The sequence below is a fragment of the Candidatus Bathyarchaeia archaeon genome, from assembly GCA_038873195.1.
Taxonomy (GTDB): domain Archaea; phylum Thermoproteota; class Bathyarchaeia; order Bathyarchaeales; family Bathycorpusculaceae; genus DSLH01.
In genome coordinates this window covers 1,102,363-1,117,309 of sequence record JAVZEV010000001.1, presented here as the reverse complement: position 1 = coordinate 1,117,309, position 14,947 = coordinate 1,102,363, and the positions used below count along the sequence as shown (strand labels likewise).

Below are 14,947 nucleotides of genomic sequence, written 5' to 3'. Positions count from 1 at the left end.
TAGAACCATAAACAGATTAACCTACCGCTTCGCTTCAACAAGCACCAACGTCTCAAAAAAAGGCAAATCACGCCTCGCAACAACATTCGCCCTCAACCCTTCCCTCGCAAAATCTTCCAAAGTCTCTTCAACTCCAGCCAAAGTAGACTGCATAAGCAACACACGCCCACCACGCCTAAGATAACCTGGCACTTCACGAATAAAACGGTCAATAACCCTTCTACCACTCTTCCCACCAGCCCAAGCACGCTCAATCCAAAACGCCCCTTCACTAAACTCAACAGGCAAATAAGGAGCATTAAAAAGAACCAAATCAAATCTCTCATTCGGCTTAAACGGCGAAAACAAATCTCCTCGCACAAAAAACATTTTATCCATAACCCCATTCAACTCAGAATTTTCCTTCGCACAACGCACAGCATACGGGTTCACATCAACCGCAACGACACCAGACGCTTTCTCCGCAGCAATTATGCCCAAAAAGCCACAGCCTGCACCCACATCAAGAACAAAATCGCCTTTCTTAACAACCAAATTCTCAGCAAAAAGAAACGAATCCTCACAAGGCTCATAGACATTCTCCCAAACAACAAAAGCATAATCTCCAAAAAACACTTTTTTACACGCAAAACGCATTAGCTAACACTCCAAAATCTTCAGGCGCCAACTCCCTAACACGCCTATCACCAAAAGGAACAACCACATCAGAGGACACACCCCTCAAAAAAACCGACACAGCATTCCTAACCTTCCTATTACGCTGCGTAAACAGCATACGCACCAGCCGCTTGAACAATTCCTCATTCTTTAACTTGAATGGCTTAGGCTTTTTCGGCTTCAAACGCACAACAACCGAATCAACCTTCGGCTGCGGAAAAAACATCCCCTTCGAAACATCATCCAACAACTCCACTTCCACAAAATAATACGCAAAAACAGCCAACCAACCATAACCATCACTCCCCACAGAAGCCACAAGCCTATCCGCAAATTCCCTCTGAAAAACCAAAACCGCACAATCAAAACTTCTATTCAAAAGCCACAAAAACAAACGAGAAGAAATACGATAAGGAGGAACAGAAACAACCTTATTAAATTCTGGAACTGCCACCTTAAGAACATCACCCTCAATAACCTGAACATTCATCAAATCCTTAAGCTGCTCACGCAAAACCCTAACAAGCCTCGCATCAAATTCAACAGCCAAAACACGCCCACACTTGCCAGCAAGAAAACGCGTCAAAAAACCAAGCCCAGCACCAACATCTAACACCACATCCCTATTGCACACCATCGCATAATCAATCATCCGCCGAAAAACCGATGGCTCAACCAAAAAATTCTGTCCTAGACGCTTCTTCGGAAAAATTCGATGCGCTCGAAGCAAAAACTTCGTCTCAGCCAACAAGTCCATACTACCACAAATAAACTATTGAGCCCTCGTAAACAACCGATACTTACTCTCGCCCGACAACTCCTCCAAAACACGCTTAGTAATCAACTTAACCGGATTAGGCAACTCCGTACGCTTCTGCAAATCATCAAAACTCTCAAAAGGCTTCCTCTCACGCTCATTAATAACTTGCCACATATACTTCTTACCAATACCAGGAATCAACTCCAACGCATGCATCCGAGGCGTTATAGCCCTTGCAGTATTAAAAAAGTTAACAAACCACTTTTCACGATTCAAAACTATCCTACTAATAGCTGTGGGAAGTTCCATCTTCGCAGCAGCCGTCAACTCCTCATAACTCACCCTCCCAATAATATACGTAATCTCCTCACGCGCATCCTTACCCACATAAACACGGTCATGAAGCTTAAGCGTAACACCTTCCTTAGCCAAAGCCTCCAAAAGCGTAAAAAACTCTTCACCTATCAACTGCACAAGCGCTCCCGCTCGGTAACCAGCCCTGCCAGTAGGACGAATCCCAGGACGCCCATGGGGCAAGAAGTCTAAGACGTAAGCGTATTCTTCGTATCTTTTCTCCATCATGTTCGCCTTTATCTTACACTCTTTTTGCTTAAAAAATAGTTGCTAAAAAGGTTCATTCAACTTTTCGATGTTCATCCAAAAGGGCAACTATGGCTTCCAATTTTGAAGTCTCAATAATCTTGCGTCCAGCAGCAAGAAAAACCCTTAACTCATCAACACTCTTCGGCATACAGTTAACTATCTGAACCGCTTCCTCCTCATCCAAACCAAACTCCTTCACAAGCCTTTCTACAAGCTTTCCAGCAGCCTCCGCATCTACCTTCGAAAACTTAGAAACATAATCATAAGTGCGCCGCTGGAACTGATCCAGATTCTCCTCGCCAATAGACTCCAGCATCTTCTTAACTTCGGGAAGAGTAAGCTTCTTTTCCTTCTCACTTTTTCCCGCCATCTCAATCACGCTTTAAACGGCTCCAAATGTTCCGGTCTAACAATAATCTCCTTAACCGCATCCCCTTGCATAACGCTTACGACATAACTTCGCCCGCGTTTATCAACTATCGTGCCAACCTTTCCATGGTAACGTCTATGCGGCATGCCTTTCTGAACACTTGGGTCTATCTTTATAACCACACTACTTCCAGAAGGATACTCATACAGAAGCTTGCTCAACTTCGTTTTCCCACGTTCACGCGGTTCCTTACGTAGCAAACGCCGAGTCCCTGAACGATATCCCTTTGACTTCTTCATCCATTCTTCACCTTTTCAATCTTTCATAACCACGTTCAAAACATCAAGTTTTATAGGCTTCGCTCTGTTCTTGAGAAGTTCTGAAACGCTCGGAGTTGTTCTTCCATCATCCCCAGTCACCAATTCTTTAACGTAAAGCCCTCCTTGGCATCGTATTTTCATCTCAGCCTTTTTAGGCGACAAAACCTTTACTTTCACGTCATATATGTACTTTTCCCGTGTCAAATCTGCTCGCCTATGCAAAACACGGGTTGGCGTCTTTTGTTTGATAATTGCATTTGTTAATTTATCTTCAAGAAGCCGCATTTCTTCTTCCGTGATTTCATCCTCAAACTCGACTATTACACGGTATTCTTTCTGAGAAGATTCAGCCCTCTTCAACCTTCGAATCGCATCTTTGCTTGAAAATTTTAGATTCGAGACTTCAACCTTACCTTTTGCATAAGCATTCACTTCGTTTTCTAATTTCTTAAGGTCCAAGAACCGCTTCTTAGGTCTCGAAATTTCAATCACGAAAGGTCTACCTTTGCCAAGCATACGAGCATCAATGTCTTCCCTTCCAGAAGCATGAAACGATGTTTTTGCACCACATGTCGTGTCCAAAAACAATTTCCCAATAATCTCCTCAACCGATTCCGGATACATCTTCCCAGTCCAATTACATTTTTCGCAACCTTTTCCTCTGCAGTTCGAACAGAACCATTTTGACTGCGGTATGCCTCTGGCAAGTTTCTTGTAGCGCCCAGAAATGAAAAGAGGGTTCACTTGAAGCACTATCTTGTCAGTGAATGGATTAACAAGCACAACCACATCGGGCTTCTTATGTTCCACAACCTTCTCACTATACAAAGCAATCTTTTTACCCAACATCCTTCCAAATGCGGTTCGCATACTTTCAGCATATACCGCCTCAAACTCAGCCCTAAACTCGTCCTCTCGCTCCTCTACAAAAAGAGGTAATTCTACGCCCACCAAAAAGTTGTTATATTCATATTCCCTAAGCCACTTTAATGCTTTTTTTGCCAAATCTTCAGTCATTTCAAATTTGTTTTCGCACAAAAAACATGCCTTAGGCAGATTCTTTTCCGGCACTCGCCTTTTCATTTTATGCAATATTTCTTTGGCTGTTTCAAAAAAACCGTTTGTCGCAAGAATTTTGAGGATTCTGATGCCTTCTTTAGTTTTAGAAATGGCTAATGCGTGCGCTTCCAAAGTTAATGCAAGTTTTATTGTTTTTCCTCGTTCGTCGTTTTCTACTCCATGCCCAAGTAGAGCGAATTGTCTTCCTAAACAATGGTCGCACAAAGGATACTTTTCAAGCATTTTTAACGCTTTTTTTAAAATGTTAAACCCCATTGTAAGGTCCTTTCCAAATCACTGTGCACATTACTTAAAATCAAGCGGTAAGCCTTTCCCAAAGAACGGCAACTTCTTCTTTCGTCTAAGCGACTTTAACATTTTACGCATCATCACGTATTGTTTCAGAAGTTCTTTCACTTCCTTCTCGCTTGTTCCAGAACCCCTTGCAACACGCTTTATTCTGGAGGCGTTGAAAATTTTTGGATTATTCTTTTCTTCCGGCGTCATAGACTGAATCATTACACGCCACTTTTCCAGACGGTCTTCAGCAGTGTTCAACATATCCTCAGGTATATCGTAAGACATGCCTGGAACCATTTTCAAAAGCTTCCGAAAAGTTCCCATGCCTTTCATGGCTTCGAACTGCTCATACATGTCTGTCAACGTGAACTTGCCACTCAGAATAGCTTTGGCTTTCTTCTCTGGCACTTTAATCTCTGCTTCGCGAACTTTCTCCAACAGAGTTTCAAGGTCACCCATGCCTAAGAGCCTGCCAACGAAACGGGAAGGAATGAAGGCTTCTATGTCTTCCACTTTCTCGCCGGTGCTGATGAATTTTATAGGAGCACCAGTAGCAGCAACCGCGGAAAGAGCACCGCCACCTCGCGCAGAACCGTCCAATTTTGTAACGATAATTGAGCCTAAAGGTGTGGCTTCATTGAAAGCTTTCGCTTGAACTGTTGCTTGTTGTCCGATTGTTCCATCAATTACAAGCACAATTTCGTCGGGTTTAATGTTTTTTTCAAGCATTTTCATTTCTTTAATTAGTTCTTGTTCCTCTTTGTGGCGTCCTGCCGTATCGATTATCACAATTTCCTTGTTGTGGAATTGTTTTAAACCGTCAAGTGCGATTTTAACAGGGTCTTTTGCTTTTGGGTCGCCGTATAATGGCACATTTATTCTATTTGCTAATTGTTGCAATTGCGCATACGCTCCGGGTCTGTACGTGTCAACGCATATTAGCGCTGGTTTTAATCCTCTCTTTTGGTAGTATCTTGCAAGTTTAGCCGCCGCGGTTGTTTTTCCTGAACCTTGAATTCCAACAAGCATTATCACGTTGCGTTTTCCGGGTTCCACTTTTATTGGTGCTGGTTTTTCTCCGAGGAAACGAGTTAATTCTTCATAAACAACTTTTATTACGTGTTCGCGGCGTGAAATGCCTGGAGGGACTTTTTCTTTTAGGGCTCTTTCTTCTATTTGTTTGGAAATGTCTAGTACAAGTTTAACGTTGACGTCTGCTTGCAGCAGAGCCCTTTGTATGTCGCGCACAAGCTCTTTGACTGTAGCCTCATCTACGATGGATGCTTTGAAAACTTTTTTTAGGGCTTCGTAAAGTGTGGAGCCCAAGCGTTCTAGTGCCATGTTGTTTCTCCAGATTTTAAACAGTTTATGCTTTTAAATAGGTATTCTGCTCTTTAAGCTTAACTTGCATAACCTTTTTACGGCTAATTTAAAAAAAGATGAAGTTGAGGGTTAAAGTTTGAGTGACGAAGTTAAAATTGTAGAGAAGAAAGAGATTCCGTCTGGCACTACGATGTTGTTTGGTTTTCCAGATGTTGGGTTGGTCGGCGTTATTGCAGCGTCGCATTTGATAGAAGAACTTAAAGATTTTGAGGAAGTTGCGTTTATGGATTCAAAGTTGCTGCCGCCGATAATTGTCTTGCATGAGGGCTTGCCGCATTCTCCGATAAGAATCTTTGGAAACAATGAAGTCTTGTTAGCTGTTTCTGAAACTGCAATATCTGCAGACATTATTTATCCAGTAATGAACGCGTTAATTGAATGGGGAAAAAGCAAGAATGTTAAGATGATGATCTCATTAAGCGGTATTCCAATACAGGACAGACAAGATGTTCAGGAGTTGAAAGTTTTTGCTGCAGCATCAAGTCCAGATATGCTGAAAATGGTGCAAGAAAAAGGCATAGAAATATTGAAGGAAGGATACATGGTTGGTCCCCAAGCACTTATGCTCCAACGATGCGCGACTATGGGTTTACCAGCCATAGCATTGCTTGCGCAATGTTTCCTTAACTATCCAGACCCAGAAGCCGCAGCAGAAGTACTAAAAGGATTAGCAAGCGTCACTGGAATAAAAGTGGATGTTTCAAAACTTCTTGAGAAAGGCGAAGAAATTCGTTTGAGAGCCAGAGACGTTATGAGACGAACACAGCAGGAGATGACTAAAATGAAGAAAACGCAAGAGTACGACATTCCATTGTACGTTTCGTAAGGAGGAATGTAAATGTCTAGTAGAAGAAGACGTTCAATCTTTGACTTGATTGATGAATACTTTGACGAGTGGGAAGAATGGTTCGAAAGGTTTGGAGAACGATTAACAGAAAGACCAAGCTGGAACCATAAAACTTGTGCCGTTGAACCACTTCGTGACATAATGGTAACGCCGACAGAAGTGATCGTAACTGTTGATTTGCCCTACACAGAAGAAAGCACCGTGCAAGTTAAAGCGTTAGATGAGGATACTCTCGAGATATCAGCGAGAATGAAACGGAAAATACGCCTCGAAGAACTTGGCATAACACATTACAAAGGCGAATTCCAAACATTCCATTGTCAAACGCGCATTCCAGTGCCCGTACAGATGGATAAAATGGCAGTGCGTTTCAAAAAGGGAGTGCTAGAAGTGCGCATTCCCCGCAAACACGAATATACAATTCCAGTGGAATAAGTGCAGAAGCCTCAGCCCATAAATGTCTTCACAAATCCGACGGCTCTTCTCGCATCATCGGCTTCAATAAACACAAGCACTAAACGAGAAAATAAACTTTGATGGAAAGTTTTAACAATAAGATACGCCAACTTCTAGAAACAGCTTGATGGTGAAAATTCATGGCAACCGAACGTGCTATCCAATTTGCCGTGTTCGCACTTTTGCTTGTAGGATTAGGTGGTGTTAGCGCTTGGGCAAGCTATACTTACGTCTCACCTGATGTCTTAAAATTCGCTGGTATAGCATTAAGTTGGGGAATAATTCTGCTGGTCCTTTATTTAGGCTTCAAAAAGCTCAATTGGGAGTGGTGGAGTTAGTTAAGTAACACGCCCATCACCAGTTCATCATGATATTTACCGTCTTCGCCAAAGTATGCATCCTTCAGTATTCCCTCAATTTTAAAGCCAAAGTTCTGATAAAGGTGAACAGCAATTTTGTTATCAGCGACAACATGTAAGCCTACTCGGTGCAGTCCTTCCTCTTTCGCAAGTTCCATGAGCCTAGCAAGCATTGCGGTTCCTAATCCCACGTTATGAAAGCTTTGGTGAAGATACATCACCAAATCGCCTGTTCCTTTTCTTCGTACATGAGGACCCTTGAAAATCTGCATGTGTCCGATAATATCGCCTTTATATAAAGCGATTATAGCTATAATGTTTTGAAAATTGCTAAACCAATCTCTTTCAAGCTTTTCCCGATTGTAAGGAGGCATTCCCCAACGTACAGCGTCGTTCGAAAAAGATGCGTACATGTGGATAAGTTTCTCTTTATCGTCCATCTGAAACTTTCTTATAAGTACGGTTCTGCCATCTTTTAACTTGACCTTTTCAGCTGTCAAGAAGGAGTAACCTCCAATAAGGAGCAACTGTCAGATGAGCTCATTTTCGTTTGATGTCAAAATTTCGATCTTTCACTTTATTTTGTTCTTACTATCTTGATTTTGCCCATTATCCGCCAATACTCAATCTCAACGCCAGCAGCAATTTTCGCCTTCAACTCTTCCTCTTCTGGATAAGGAGCATCAAAATATTCGTAGGTTTCCAGGTCCATTATTTGAATGCTTGAGGGAGTGACAGCGTAAACTTGTCCACTGCGCTTTTCGATTATTGGAACCTCCGCGTTAGCATCCACAGGTTTTACAATGCTCCTTTTTACGCCGTCAAAAACGCCGATGGCCACGATTCTTGCTTTGGCAGAGCCATGTTTTCCTGGTTTTGATTTGGTTATGTCAACTATTCGGCACGGTTCGTTGTCAACAATCATATATCCGCCTACGCGTAAACTTCCAACATCAACTGGTTTGCTCATTTACTCACCAACTGCTCACGGTTTTCATCCACAGCAATTTTAAACAACACCCATATATAGATTAAGGTGTCGCTAATACAAAACGGTGAAGCAGTTGTTCAAAAGCGTCGGATTGGTTGCCCGTTTTGACAAAAAAGCAGCCATAAAACTTACTGAAGACTTGGCTAATTACTTGATAGAAAAAGGATTAGAAGTATTTGTAGAGGACACATTGGCAAACAAGGCAAGCATAAAAGGGAAAACCATTCCGCTTGAGAAAATGAAAACCGATTTCATAATAACAATTGGTGGCGACGGAACCATCCTACGAACATGCGTCGCTATTCCAAAGCCAGAACCACCAATACTCACAATAAACATGGGCATTCGAGGTTTCCTAACAGAAGTCGAACCAAAACAAGCCTTTGCCGCCATAGACAAGTGCTTAAAGAAAGAATTTGACATTGAAAAGTGCATGAAGCTTTCAGTAATGGCGGACGGCACAAAGTTTCCCGACGCCTTAAATGAAGTATTAATTGTAGCTGATGAACCAGTAAAACTGCTTTACACGCGCATCCTAAAAGATGGACAGCCAATTTTAGGCTCCCAAGCAGACGGATTAATGGTTTCAACACAAACCGGCTCCACGGGATATTCGCTTTCGGCTGGTGGACCAGTGTTGGACCCGAATGTAGACGCGTTTGTTTTGACTTCTATATGCGCCTTAAGCGTTTTTCGCTCGATTGTCTTCCCAGCAAATTCCAATTTAACTGTTGAAGTTGTTAGACCGAGAAAGATTCTAGCAATAATTGACGGACAGTATCGGAAAATTATAAATTCTAAACTTCCACGCATTACAGTCACACGTTCAAAATATGAAACCTCTTTTATAAGGTTCAGAGAGAACTTTTACCATCGCCTCAGAAGCAGACTTCTCTTTAAAGGAGTCTGACTGACAACGTGAATAGAAAAGTTATAGTTTTGGACACATCGGCTTTCGTGGCCGGCTTCGACCCATTTTCTATAAGCGAGGAACAATATACTGTGCCGATGGTTAGAGAAGAAATATTTGGAAGCTCAATGTCTTGGGTTAGATTTAAAACGGCAATGGAAAGCGGAAAGTTAAAAGTGAAAATGCCAGACGAGAACTTTCTCAATAAAGTTAAAGCGTCGGCAAATCTTATCGGCGACGCATTTTTCCTTTCAGATGCGGACCTTCAAGTTTTGGCTTTGGCTCTAGAGCTTAAGTCGCAAGGTTATAATCCGTTAGTTGCTACAGACGATTACTCTATACAGAATGTAGCAAACCAAATGGGTATACCATTTACTTCTCTAGCGACATTTGGCATACGCTTCCGATTACAATGGATAAGATATTGCCCAGCGTGCCATAAGAGATACCCGGCTGATTACAAATACGAAAAATGCGAGGTATGCGGTACAGGGTTGAAAAGAAAACCATTAAGGAAAAAGAACTTAGACCAAGAATAATCATCAACAATATAAGAAAGCAGATAGTTTAAAATTTGAAAATTGTTGAGGTTTAGTTATGAGCACGATCGAACGTAAAACCATTTACTTCAAGGAAGCAGGCGCTAAGAACACAGATGCATTGCTCAAACTTGTTAAAGAGTACGTAGAAAAAGAAGGCATAAAAGACATAGTTGTTGCATCAACAACCGGCGAAACAGGGGCAAAAGCATCCAAAATCTTCAAAGGTTACAATGTCGTTGTGGTAACGCATTGCCACGGCTTTCGTCAACCCGGAGAAACTGAGCTAATAGAAGAATATAAGAAGGAAATTTTGGCGAATGGAGCGAAAATCTTCACGGGCATTCATGCCTTAAGCAGTGTAGAACGAGCAATTCGCAAAGATTTCGGTACTATCCAATCTTTAGAGCTTATTGCAAACGCGCTTAGACTTATGGGAGAAGGAACAAAAGTATGCGTAGAAATCGCCTTGATGGCTGCAGATGCTGGTTTAATTCAAGTTGACAAGGACATTGTAGCTATTGCTGGAACTGGAAGAGGCGCAGACACAGCATTACGAATTCAGCCCGCAAATGCCGCGAGGTTCTTTGAACTAAAAATCAGAGAAGTAATAGCAAAACCACATGAGTTCTAAACAAACATTAGAACAAAAGTTTCAATCAACCTTTATTAATTCCGCTTGTTGTAAGAATGAACTCCAAAGGAAGCGTTTAACCATTGAATTTTGCGGAAAAGCTGAGGCAAGAATTTTCATTTTTTCGAGGAAACTACCTAATACTTATCATAAGCTGGATTCTAATAGATTTCGCCCATGAACTGCCAGGAACATACTATCCCGACTATGTCATTCAACTCGGCGGAAGCGCGACAATCCTGGGAATAATAATGCTTGTTTCTCTGTTAGCATTAGCTTCCGTTCAGTTTTTGGGAGGATACTTAGCGGACAAATATGGAAGACGATGGCTTGTCTCAAGCTTAACCTTCGGAGTTGCCCTTTCATTCATTTTTTACGCGATTGCTCCAAGCTGGGAACTCATTCTAGTCGGAGCCGCCATACAAAACCTATGCCTACTATACCAGCCAGCCTTAAACGCGTTAATGGCTGATTCGCTACCGCCGGAAAAACGTGGAATGGGATTTTCTGTGCTTAATTTAATAATGAGCGTTTCAACCACACCTGGACCTGTTGTTGCACTATTTTTGGTGACTGCTTATAGTTCCATAACGGGCATGAGAATCGCCTATACTATTGTTATATTCCTATATCTCGCAGCCGCAATCGTGCGCCTAAAATTGAAGGAAAGCATCAAAACCCCCGAGAAAATAAACATAAGAGAAGCACTACGAGCATACCCAAAAGCCATAAAAGAAGGAATAAACGTCTGGAAAACAGTGCCGCATTCAACACGGTTTCTATTTTTCTCTGAATTAATTATGCGTTTCTCGATTGCAATGACCCAGACATTATTCATGGTCTACGCTTTCTACGTTCTCCAAATAGGAGGCCCACGCGAAGTCGACCCAACATTCCAGCTTGCTCGCATAAATTGGGGTTATGCCATGATTGCCCTTTTCGTCTGCATGATATTTTTGTCTTTGCCCGTAGGTAGATTGATTGACAAAATTGGCAGGAAAAAACCTTTACTAACTGCAAATCTTCTGATGATTCCAGCCATATTATTGTTCATTCTCGGAAATTACTTGACGCTCTTCATAGCCATGCCACTTGTTGGATTTTCGATGCTTCTCGGCTTTTCGTCTTATCAAACAATGTATGCTGACCTTGTTCCGCAATCAAAACGAGGAAAAATAACGGGTTCAGCGAACTTTTTCGCTTACATATTCATGGCTTTAGGCGCAGGTTTGGGCGGAATCTTGTATGATGCTGTATCTCCTATGCTTCCGTTTCTACTTACAGCTACTTTTGCAATTCCTTCTACAGTTTTGATATTATTTGTACATGAACCGAAGCCCGAAGAAAGGCAAGCATGATTCACATAATCTTGACATGATCAACTGCTTCATTAAAAGAAAAGATGAAAAGAAAGTTATGTTAGAAGAAAAACGACGAAGATGTAGGTCATGGTTGTTAAAACATTAGGTGGAGAAACTTCTGCTACACTTCCTCACTATCGCGTTTGCTGAAGTATAATATGTCACGGTGTTCCACATACCCGCATTTCTTGAACAACTTTTTTGACGCAATATTATAATCTTCGATTAAGGCGCAGAAAATTCCTAAACCATGCTTTCTAAATATTCGCTCTGATTCAGAAATCAGTGCTTTGGCAAAACCGCGGTTTCTATAGTCCGGATCAATTGCTAATCGGTTTATCCAACCTCTTCGCATGTCACTGCTTAGAACCGCGACGCCTACAAGGCGGTTATTCTCAAAAACTCCAAGAAAAAATTCCGGGTTCGCCCTCATTTGCACGGCTATTGCTTCTTTGCTATCTCTTCCGTTAGGTTTAAAAGGCAAGTCTGCTTTGCGCCAAAGCCGTACTATTTCTTCATAGTTCTCTATGGTTAGTTTTCGAATTTCCATGCAACCACACAGAGAGCAACAGAAGCCCCTATTCTTTTTCGACCTCTTTTACGACATCTACAATTATGTCTAATGCAGAATCAACGAGTTCTCGCGTAATATTAAGTGGAGGCGCAATCCTAACTGTGGAAGCCCCACAGGTTATCACGGCAACTCCTCGTTTCCAAGCGCGCATCATAATTTCCGAAGCTTTTTTAGATTCGGGTTTTTTGTTTTCTTTGTTTTCCACGATTTCCATTCCAATCATTAAGCCTTTGCCCCTTACGTCGCCGACTATCTCGCTTTTCTCTTTTAACTCCTCAAGTCTTTTAAGAATGTACGCGCCTTGTTTGGTTGCGTTTTCCAGAAGTCTTTCTTCCTTGATTATTTCGATTACAGCGTTTGCAGCAACGCATGAGAGTGGATTACCACCGAAAGTGCTTGCATGAGAACCGCCAACCCAGTCCATAATTTTCGCTTTAGCTATAGTTGCGCCTAAGGGTAGTCCCGAAGCTAATGCTTTGGCACTACAGATGATGTCAGGTTCAACGTTCCAGTGTTCGATTGCAAACCACTTCCCAGTTCTGCCTATACCAGACTGAACTTCGTCATCAATGAGTAGAATGCCATATTTGTCTGCGAGTTTCTTTAGCCGCTGGAAATATTCTGGTGGCGGAACCACGTATCCTCCTTCGCCTTGAATAGACTCAAAAACAATGGCAGCAACATCTTCTGGAGGCACATACTTCTGAAGGACAAACTCGTCAATAAAGTCTACGCACCAATAGTTACACTCTGGATAGTTAAGTTTGAAAGGGCAACGGTAACAGTACGCATAAGGCACATGAGTGACGCCTGGCATAAGCGGGAAGAAATAACGCATTTGAGCGGGTTTACTAGCAGTAAAAGATAAAGAGCCAATTGTACGCCCGTGAAACGCGCTTATGAACCCGATGAAAAGTTGCTTACGAGTGTGCCATTTTGCAAGTTTGATTGCTGCTTCAATTGCTTCGGTTCCGCTGTTACCAAAGTAGACTTTTTTGGCGTCTTTTCCTGGCGTAATTGATGAAAGGTTTTCTGCGAGGTCAATCACTTCCTTATAGAAGAAGTCAGTGTTTGAATAATGCAAAAATCGGTCACATTGATTCTTTATTGCTGCAATAACCTTTGGATGGTTATGACCAACGTTTAGGCATACCAAGCCAGAGTTGAAATCTATGTATTCGTTTCCATCCACATCTTTCACGATACAGCCTTTTCCAGATTCAACAACAAGCGGGTAAAACCGCACGTATGACGGCGAAATCAGTTCCTCGTCTTTTTTTACGAGCGCTCTAGCTTTTGGTCCAGGTGGAGTGACAACGATTTTTGGGTAATTCATCCTAAATCACCAATAGGAGGATAAGGATTAGAAAAGAGGGTTTTATATAATTACCTATCTTTTTGGACAAAAAATAATGATTAGATAAATGGTCCAAAATAGGCTAGTTGCACATTTTATTAGTACTTTGGAGGAAATTAAGACGGTTTATGGTCGCGTCACTGTAATCTCAATCGCTGAAACATTAGACTTTTGGCCTTCACCGCGCGTTACTTCCTCTGTAGATATGTTGATACCTTGAAGCTGCAAATCCTTCAGAAACGCTCGCCGTAGCAACTCAACAGTGTCAACAGCTCTGCTTATCACTCGTCCCCTTGCTTTAACTGTGACTTTTTTGGCGCCTGAGTTGAAGAAGGTTAAGCAAGCGACTACGTAGTTCATCACTGGTTTTTTGCCGATGAATACAACGTTATCGTTTGATTCTGGGTTCCGTTGTGGTTTCGCTGGTTTTTGGGCGGTTTCCTCCTTTCGCTTCTTTTCTGTCATATTTTACCTCCTTTTTCGCTGATTGCAAATGGATGGCATCGTAAAGCGGAGTATACATGGTTTTTGAGATTCTTATATTTTTCCGTGCAGTGTAGCGTCAGACAGACTGTTTGAAGTCAATTTGCGGTAGCGTTCCCAGTCTTCATCAACCCACTGTTGGATTCTGTTGATGTCTTCTTCTGTCAAGTTACGGAATCTGCCTTGCAATTGTAGGTATTCCTTAACAGGTTTTCGTTTTGCTTTATCAACCAAACGGTCGCTTGGAGAATTAAGCTTGAACTTGCCATACTCAATTTCGTATAAAGCCCACAAGCCCGTTTGAACGGCGAGGCGCCCAAGCTCTACTGTCTTGTTTGCGTCATAACGCCATCCTGTAGGACACGGTGCTAAAATATGAATATATTTTGTACCTTTGATGTCTCTTGCCTTTCTCATCTTTTCTACAAAATCTATAGGATATGACGGACAAGCGGTTGCAACATAAGGTATTCGGTGCGCCGCCATTATGAAAGGCATGTCTTTTTTCCTTTCTCTTTTTCCTGACGGAGTAGTTGTTGTCCACGCACCATAAGGTGTCGCTCCGCTTCGCTGCATCCCAGTATTGCCGTAAGCCTCGTTATCATAGCAGATGTAAATGAAGTTTGTTTCTCTTTCTGCAGCCCCAGATAATGCTTGAATTCCAATATCAACCGTTCCACCGTCACCAGCCCAACCGATAACCGTTATGTCTTCCATTTTTCGCTGACGTAATGCAGCAACAATTCCAGAAGCTGCGGCAGCGGTAGACTCAAAAAGAATGTTTTGGAGAGGAACAGCAACGGAAGTGTATGGGTAAGGTCCTTGAATTACAGTCGTACAGCATGCTGGAACAACCATTATGACCTTGTTTCCTAACGCTTTGAAGAGTAGACGAATTGCGATAGATGGACCACAACCAGCACAAGCTGCATGGCCCTTAAGTAAGTATTCTTCTCTTGGAAGTTCTTTTATGGTCACCATTAT

The 14,947-nt window shown here is 42.1% G+C and carries 20 protein-coding genes; 7 read left to right on the top strand and 13 right to left on the bottom strand.

The window, feature by feature from the left end:
- Positions 1 to 21: 21 nt before the first annotated feature.
- Genes QXW63_06270 through QXW63_06240 form a run of 7 tightly spaced genes read right to left on the bottom strand, consistent with a single transcriptional unit; the run spans position 22 to position 5,410 of the window.
- On the bottom strand, positions 22 to 636 hold the full coding sequence (locus tag QXW63_06270; GenBank protein MEM3461493.1) for a class I SAM-dependent methyltransferase: 615 nt from the start codon (positions 634 to 636) through the stop codon (positions 22 to 24).
- Entirely contained in the window at positions 620 to 1,414 is a 795-nt protein-coding gene (gene rsmA / locus QXW63_06265) for a 16S rRNA (adenine(1518)-N(6)/adenine(1519)-N(6))-dimethyltransferase RsmA (protein MEM3461492.1), read from the bottom strand. Before rsmA ends, QXW63_06270 begins: the two co-directional genes overlap by 17 nt.
- A gap of 15 nt (positions 1,415 to 1,429) precedes the next feature.
- Positions 1,430 to 1,996: a DUF655 domain-containing protein gene (locus QXW63_06260; protein MEM3461491.1), complete on the bottom strand. Its 567-nt coding sequence runs from the start codon at positions 1,994 to 1,996 to the stop codon at positions 1,430 to 1,432.
- A 55-nt stretch (positions 1,997 to 2,051) separates the two neighbouring features.
- The gene (locus QXW63_06255) at positions 2,052 to 2,390 is read right to left on the bottom strand and encodes an RNA polymerase Rpb4 family protein (protein ID MEM3461490.1); all 339 of its coding nucleotides are present in this window, start codon (positions 2,388 to 2,390) and stop codon (positions 2,052 to 2,054) included.
- A 5-nt stretch (positions 2,391 to 2,395) separates the two neighbouring features.
- Positions 2,396 to 2,689, bottom strand: coding sequence for a 50S ribosomal protein L21e (locus tag QXW63_06250; GenBank protein ID MEM3461489.1), 294 nt, complete (start codon positions 2,687 to 2,689; stop codon positions 2,396 to 2,398).
- Positions 2,690 to 2,704: 15 nt separating this feature from the next.
- The gene (locus QXW63_06245; GenBank protein MEM3461488.1) at positions 2,705 to 4,045 is read right to left on the bottom strand and encodes a tRNA pseudouridine(54/55) synthase Pus10; all 1,341 of its coding nucleotides are present in this window, start codon (positions 4,043 to 4,045) and stop codon (positions 2,705 to 2,707) included.
- 30 nt (positions 4,046 to 4,075) lie between these two features.
- A complete protein-coding gene (locus QXW63_06240) occupies positions 4,076 to 5,410 on the bottom strand; it encodes a signal recognition particle protein Srp54 (GenBank protein ID MEM3461487.1) in 1,335 nt (444 codons plus the stop codon).
- Positions 5,411 to 5,528: 118 nt separating this feature from the next.
- Between QXW63_06240 and QXW63_06235 the strand changes: the two genes are divergently transcribed.
- From QXW63_06235 to QXW63_06225, 3 genes are all read left to right on the top strand, one after another.
- The gene (locus QXW63_06235; GenBank protein MEM3461486.1) at positions 5,529 to 6,278 is read left to right on the top strand and encodes a proteasome assembly chaperone family protein; all 750 of its coding nucleotides are present in this window, start codon (positions 5,529 to 5,531) and stop codon (positions 6,276 to 6,278) included.
- 12 nt (positions 6,279 to 6,290) lie between these two features.
- On the top strand, positions 6,291 to 6,734 hold the full coding sequence (locus tag QXW63_06230) for an Hsp20/alpha crystallin family protein (protein MEM3461485.1): 444 nt from the start codon (positions 6,291 to 6,293) through the stop codon (positions 6,732 to 6,734).
- Between the two features lie 161 nt (positions 6,735 to 6,895).
- The gene (locus QXW63_06225) at positions 6,896 to 7,093 is read left to right on the top strand and encodes a hypothetical protein (protein MEM3461484.1); all 198 of its coding nucleotides are present in this window, start codon (positions 6,896 to 6,898) and stop codon (positions 7,091 to 7,093) included.
- Here the strand turns inward: QXW63_06225 and QXW63_06220 are convergent.
- Positions 7,090 to 7,614 carry a GNAT family protein gene (locus QXW63_06220; protein ID MEM3461483.1) on the bottom strand — a complete coding sequence of 175 codons (525 nt, stop codon included), beginning with the start codon at positions 7,612 to 7,614 and terminating at the stop codon, positions 7,090 to 7,092. The genes QXW63_06225 and QXW63_06220 overlap by 4 nt on opposite strands.
- Positions 7,615 to 7,691: 77 nt before the next feature.
- Complete coding sequence (locus QXW63_06215; protein MEM3461482.1) at positions 7,692 to 8,084, bottom strand: translation initiation factor IF-5A; 393 nt, start codon at positions 8,082 to 8,084, stop codon at positions 7,692 to 7,694.
- Positions 8,085 to 8,178: 94 nt separating this feature from the next.
- Between QXW63_06215 and QXW63_06210 the strand changes: the two genes are divergently transcribed.
- From QXW63_06210 to QXW63_06195, 4 genes are all read left to right on the top strand, one after another.
- Complete coding sequence (locus QXW63_06210; protein ID MEM3461481.1) at positions 8,179 to 9,015, top strand: NAD(+)/NADH kinase; 837 nt, start codon at positions 8,179 to 8,181, stop codon at positions 9,013 to 9,015.
- A gap of 8 nt (positions 9,016 to 9,023) precedes the next feature.
- Positions 9,024 to 9,554 carry a ribonuclease VapC gene (locus QXW63_06205; GenBank protein MEM3461480.1) on the top strand — a complete coding sequence of 177 codons (531 nt, stop codon included), beginning with the start codon at positions 9,024 to 9,026 and terminating at the stop codon, positions 9,552 to 9,554.
- Positions 9,555 to 9,612: 58 nt separating this feature from the next.
- Positions 9,613 to 10,188 (top strand): pyruvate kinase alpha/beta domain-containing protein, encoded by a 576-nt coding sequence (locus tag QXW63_06200; GenBank protein ID MEM3461479.1) that lies wholly within the window; start codon positions 9,613 to 9,615, stop codon positions 10,186 to 10,188.
- A gap of 83 nt (positions 10,189 to 10,271) precedes the next feature.
- Positions 10,272 to 11,546: an MFS transporter gene (locus QXW63_06195; protein MEM3461478.1), complete on the top strand. Its 1,275-nt coding sequence runs from the start codon at positions 10,272 to 10,274 to the stop codon at positions 11,544 to 11,546.
- 124 nt (positions 11,547 to 11,670) lie between these two features.
- Here QXW63_06195 and QXW63_06190 read toward each other — a convergent pair whose 3' ends face one another.
- The 4 genes from QXW63_06190 to porB all read right to left on the bottom strand — a co-directional run bounded on the left by QXW63_06190 (position 11,671) and on the right by porB (position 14,944).
- Entirely contained in the window at positions 11,671 to 12,099 is a 429-nt protein-coding gene (locus tag QXW63_06190; GenBank protein ID MEM3461477.1) for a GNAT family N-acetyltransferase, read from the bottom strand.
- A 28-nt stretch (positions 12,100 to 12,127) separates the two neighbouring features.
- Positions 12,128 to 13,459 (bottom strand): acetyl ornithine aminotransferase family protein, encoded by a 1,332-nt coding sequence (locus tag QXW63_06185; GenBank protein MEM3461476.1) that lies wholly within the window; start codon positions 13,457 to 13,459, stop codon positions 12,128 to 12,130.
- Between the two features lie 147 nt (positions 13,460 to 13,606).
- Positions 13,607 to 13,945, bottom strand: a complete 339-nt coding sequence (albA, locus tag QXW63_06180) for a DNA-binding protein Alba (GenBank protein MEM3461475.1) — start codon at positions 13,943 to 13,945, stop codon at positions 13,607 to 13,609.
- 72 nt (positions 13,946 to 14,017) lie between these two features.
- The gene (gene porB / locus QXW63_06175; GenBank protein ID MEM3461474.1) at positions 14,018 to 14,944 is read right to left on the bottom strand and encodes a pyruvate synthase subunit PorB; all 927 of its coding nucleotides are present in this window, start codon (positions 14,942 to 14,944) and stop codon (positions 14,018 to 14,020) included.
- Positions 14,945 to 14,947: the final 3 nt, after the last annotated feature.

Coding starts and splice junctions, on each gene's coding strand:
- QXW63_06260 (MEM3461491.1), bottom strand. CDS start 1,996: ATGGAGAAAAGATACGAAGAATACGCTTACGTCTTAGACTTCTTGCCC.
- QXW63_06190 (MEM3461477.1), bottom strand. CDS start 12,099: ATGGAAATTCGAAAACTAACCATAGAGAACTATGAAGAAATAGTACGG.
- QXW63_06185 (MEM3461476.1), bottom strand. CDS start 13,459: ATGAATTACCCAAAAATCGTTGTCACTCCACCTGGACCAAAAGCTAGA.
- QXW63_06225 (MEM3461484.1), top strand. CDS start 6,896: ATGGCAACCGAACGTGCTATCCAATTTGCCGTGTTCGCACTTTTGCTT.
- QXW63_06250 (MEM3461489.1), bottom strand. CDS start 2,689: ATGAAGAAGTCAAAGGGATATCGTTCAGGGACTCGGCGTTTGCTACGT.
- QXW63_06245 (MEM3461488.1), bottom strand. CDS start 4,045: ATGGGGTTTAACATTTTAAAAAAAGCGTTAAAAATGCTTGAAAAGTAT.
- QXW63_06200 (MEM3461479.1), top strand. CDS start 9,613: ATGAGCACGATCGAACGTAAAACCATTTACTTCAAGGAAGCAGGCGCT.
- rsmA (MEM3461492.1), bottom strand. CDS start 1,414: ATGGACTTGTTGGCTGAGACGAAGTTTTTGCTTCGAGCGCATCGAATT.
- albA (MEM3461475.1), bottom strand. CDS start 13,945: ATGACAGAAAAGAAGCGAAAGGAGGAAACCGCCCAAAAACCAGCGAAA.
- QXW63_06255 (MEM3461490.1), bottom strand. CDS start 2,390: ATGGCGGGAAAAAGTGAGAAGGAAAAGAAGCTTACTCTTCCCGAAGTT.
- porB (MEM3461474.1), bottom strand. CDS start 14,944: ATGGTGACCATAAAAGAACTTCCAAGAGAAGAATACTTACTTAAGGGC.
- QXW63_06230 (MEM3461485.1), top strand. CDS start 6,291: ATGTCTAGTAGAAGAAGACGTTCAATCTTTGACTTGATTGATGAATAC.
- QXW63_06270 (MEM3461493.1), bottom strand. CDS start 636: ATGCGTTTTGCGTGTAAAAAAGTGTTTTTTGGAGATTATGCTTTTGTT.
- QXW63_06215 (MEM3461482.1), bottom strand. CDS start 8,084: ATGAGCAAACCAGTTGATGTTGGAAGTTTACGCGTAGGCGGATATATG.
- QXW63_06240 (MEM3461487.1), bottom strand. CDS start 5,410: ATGGCACTAGAACGCTTGGGCTCCACACTTTACGAAGCCCTAAAAAAA.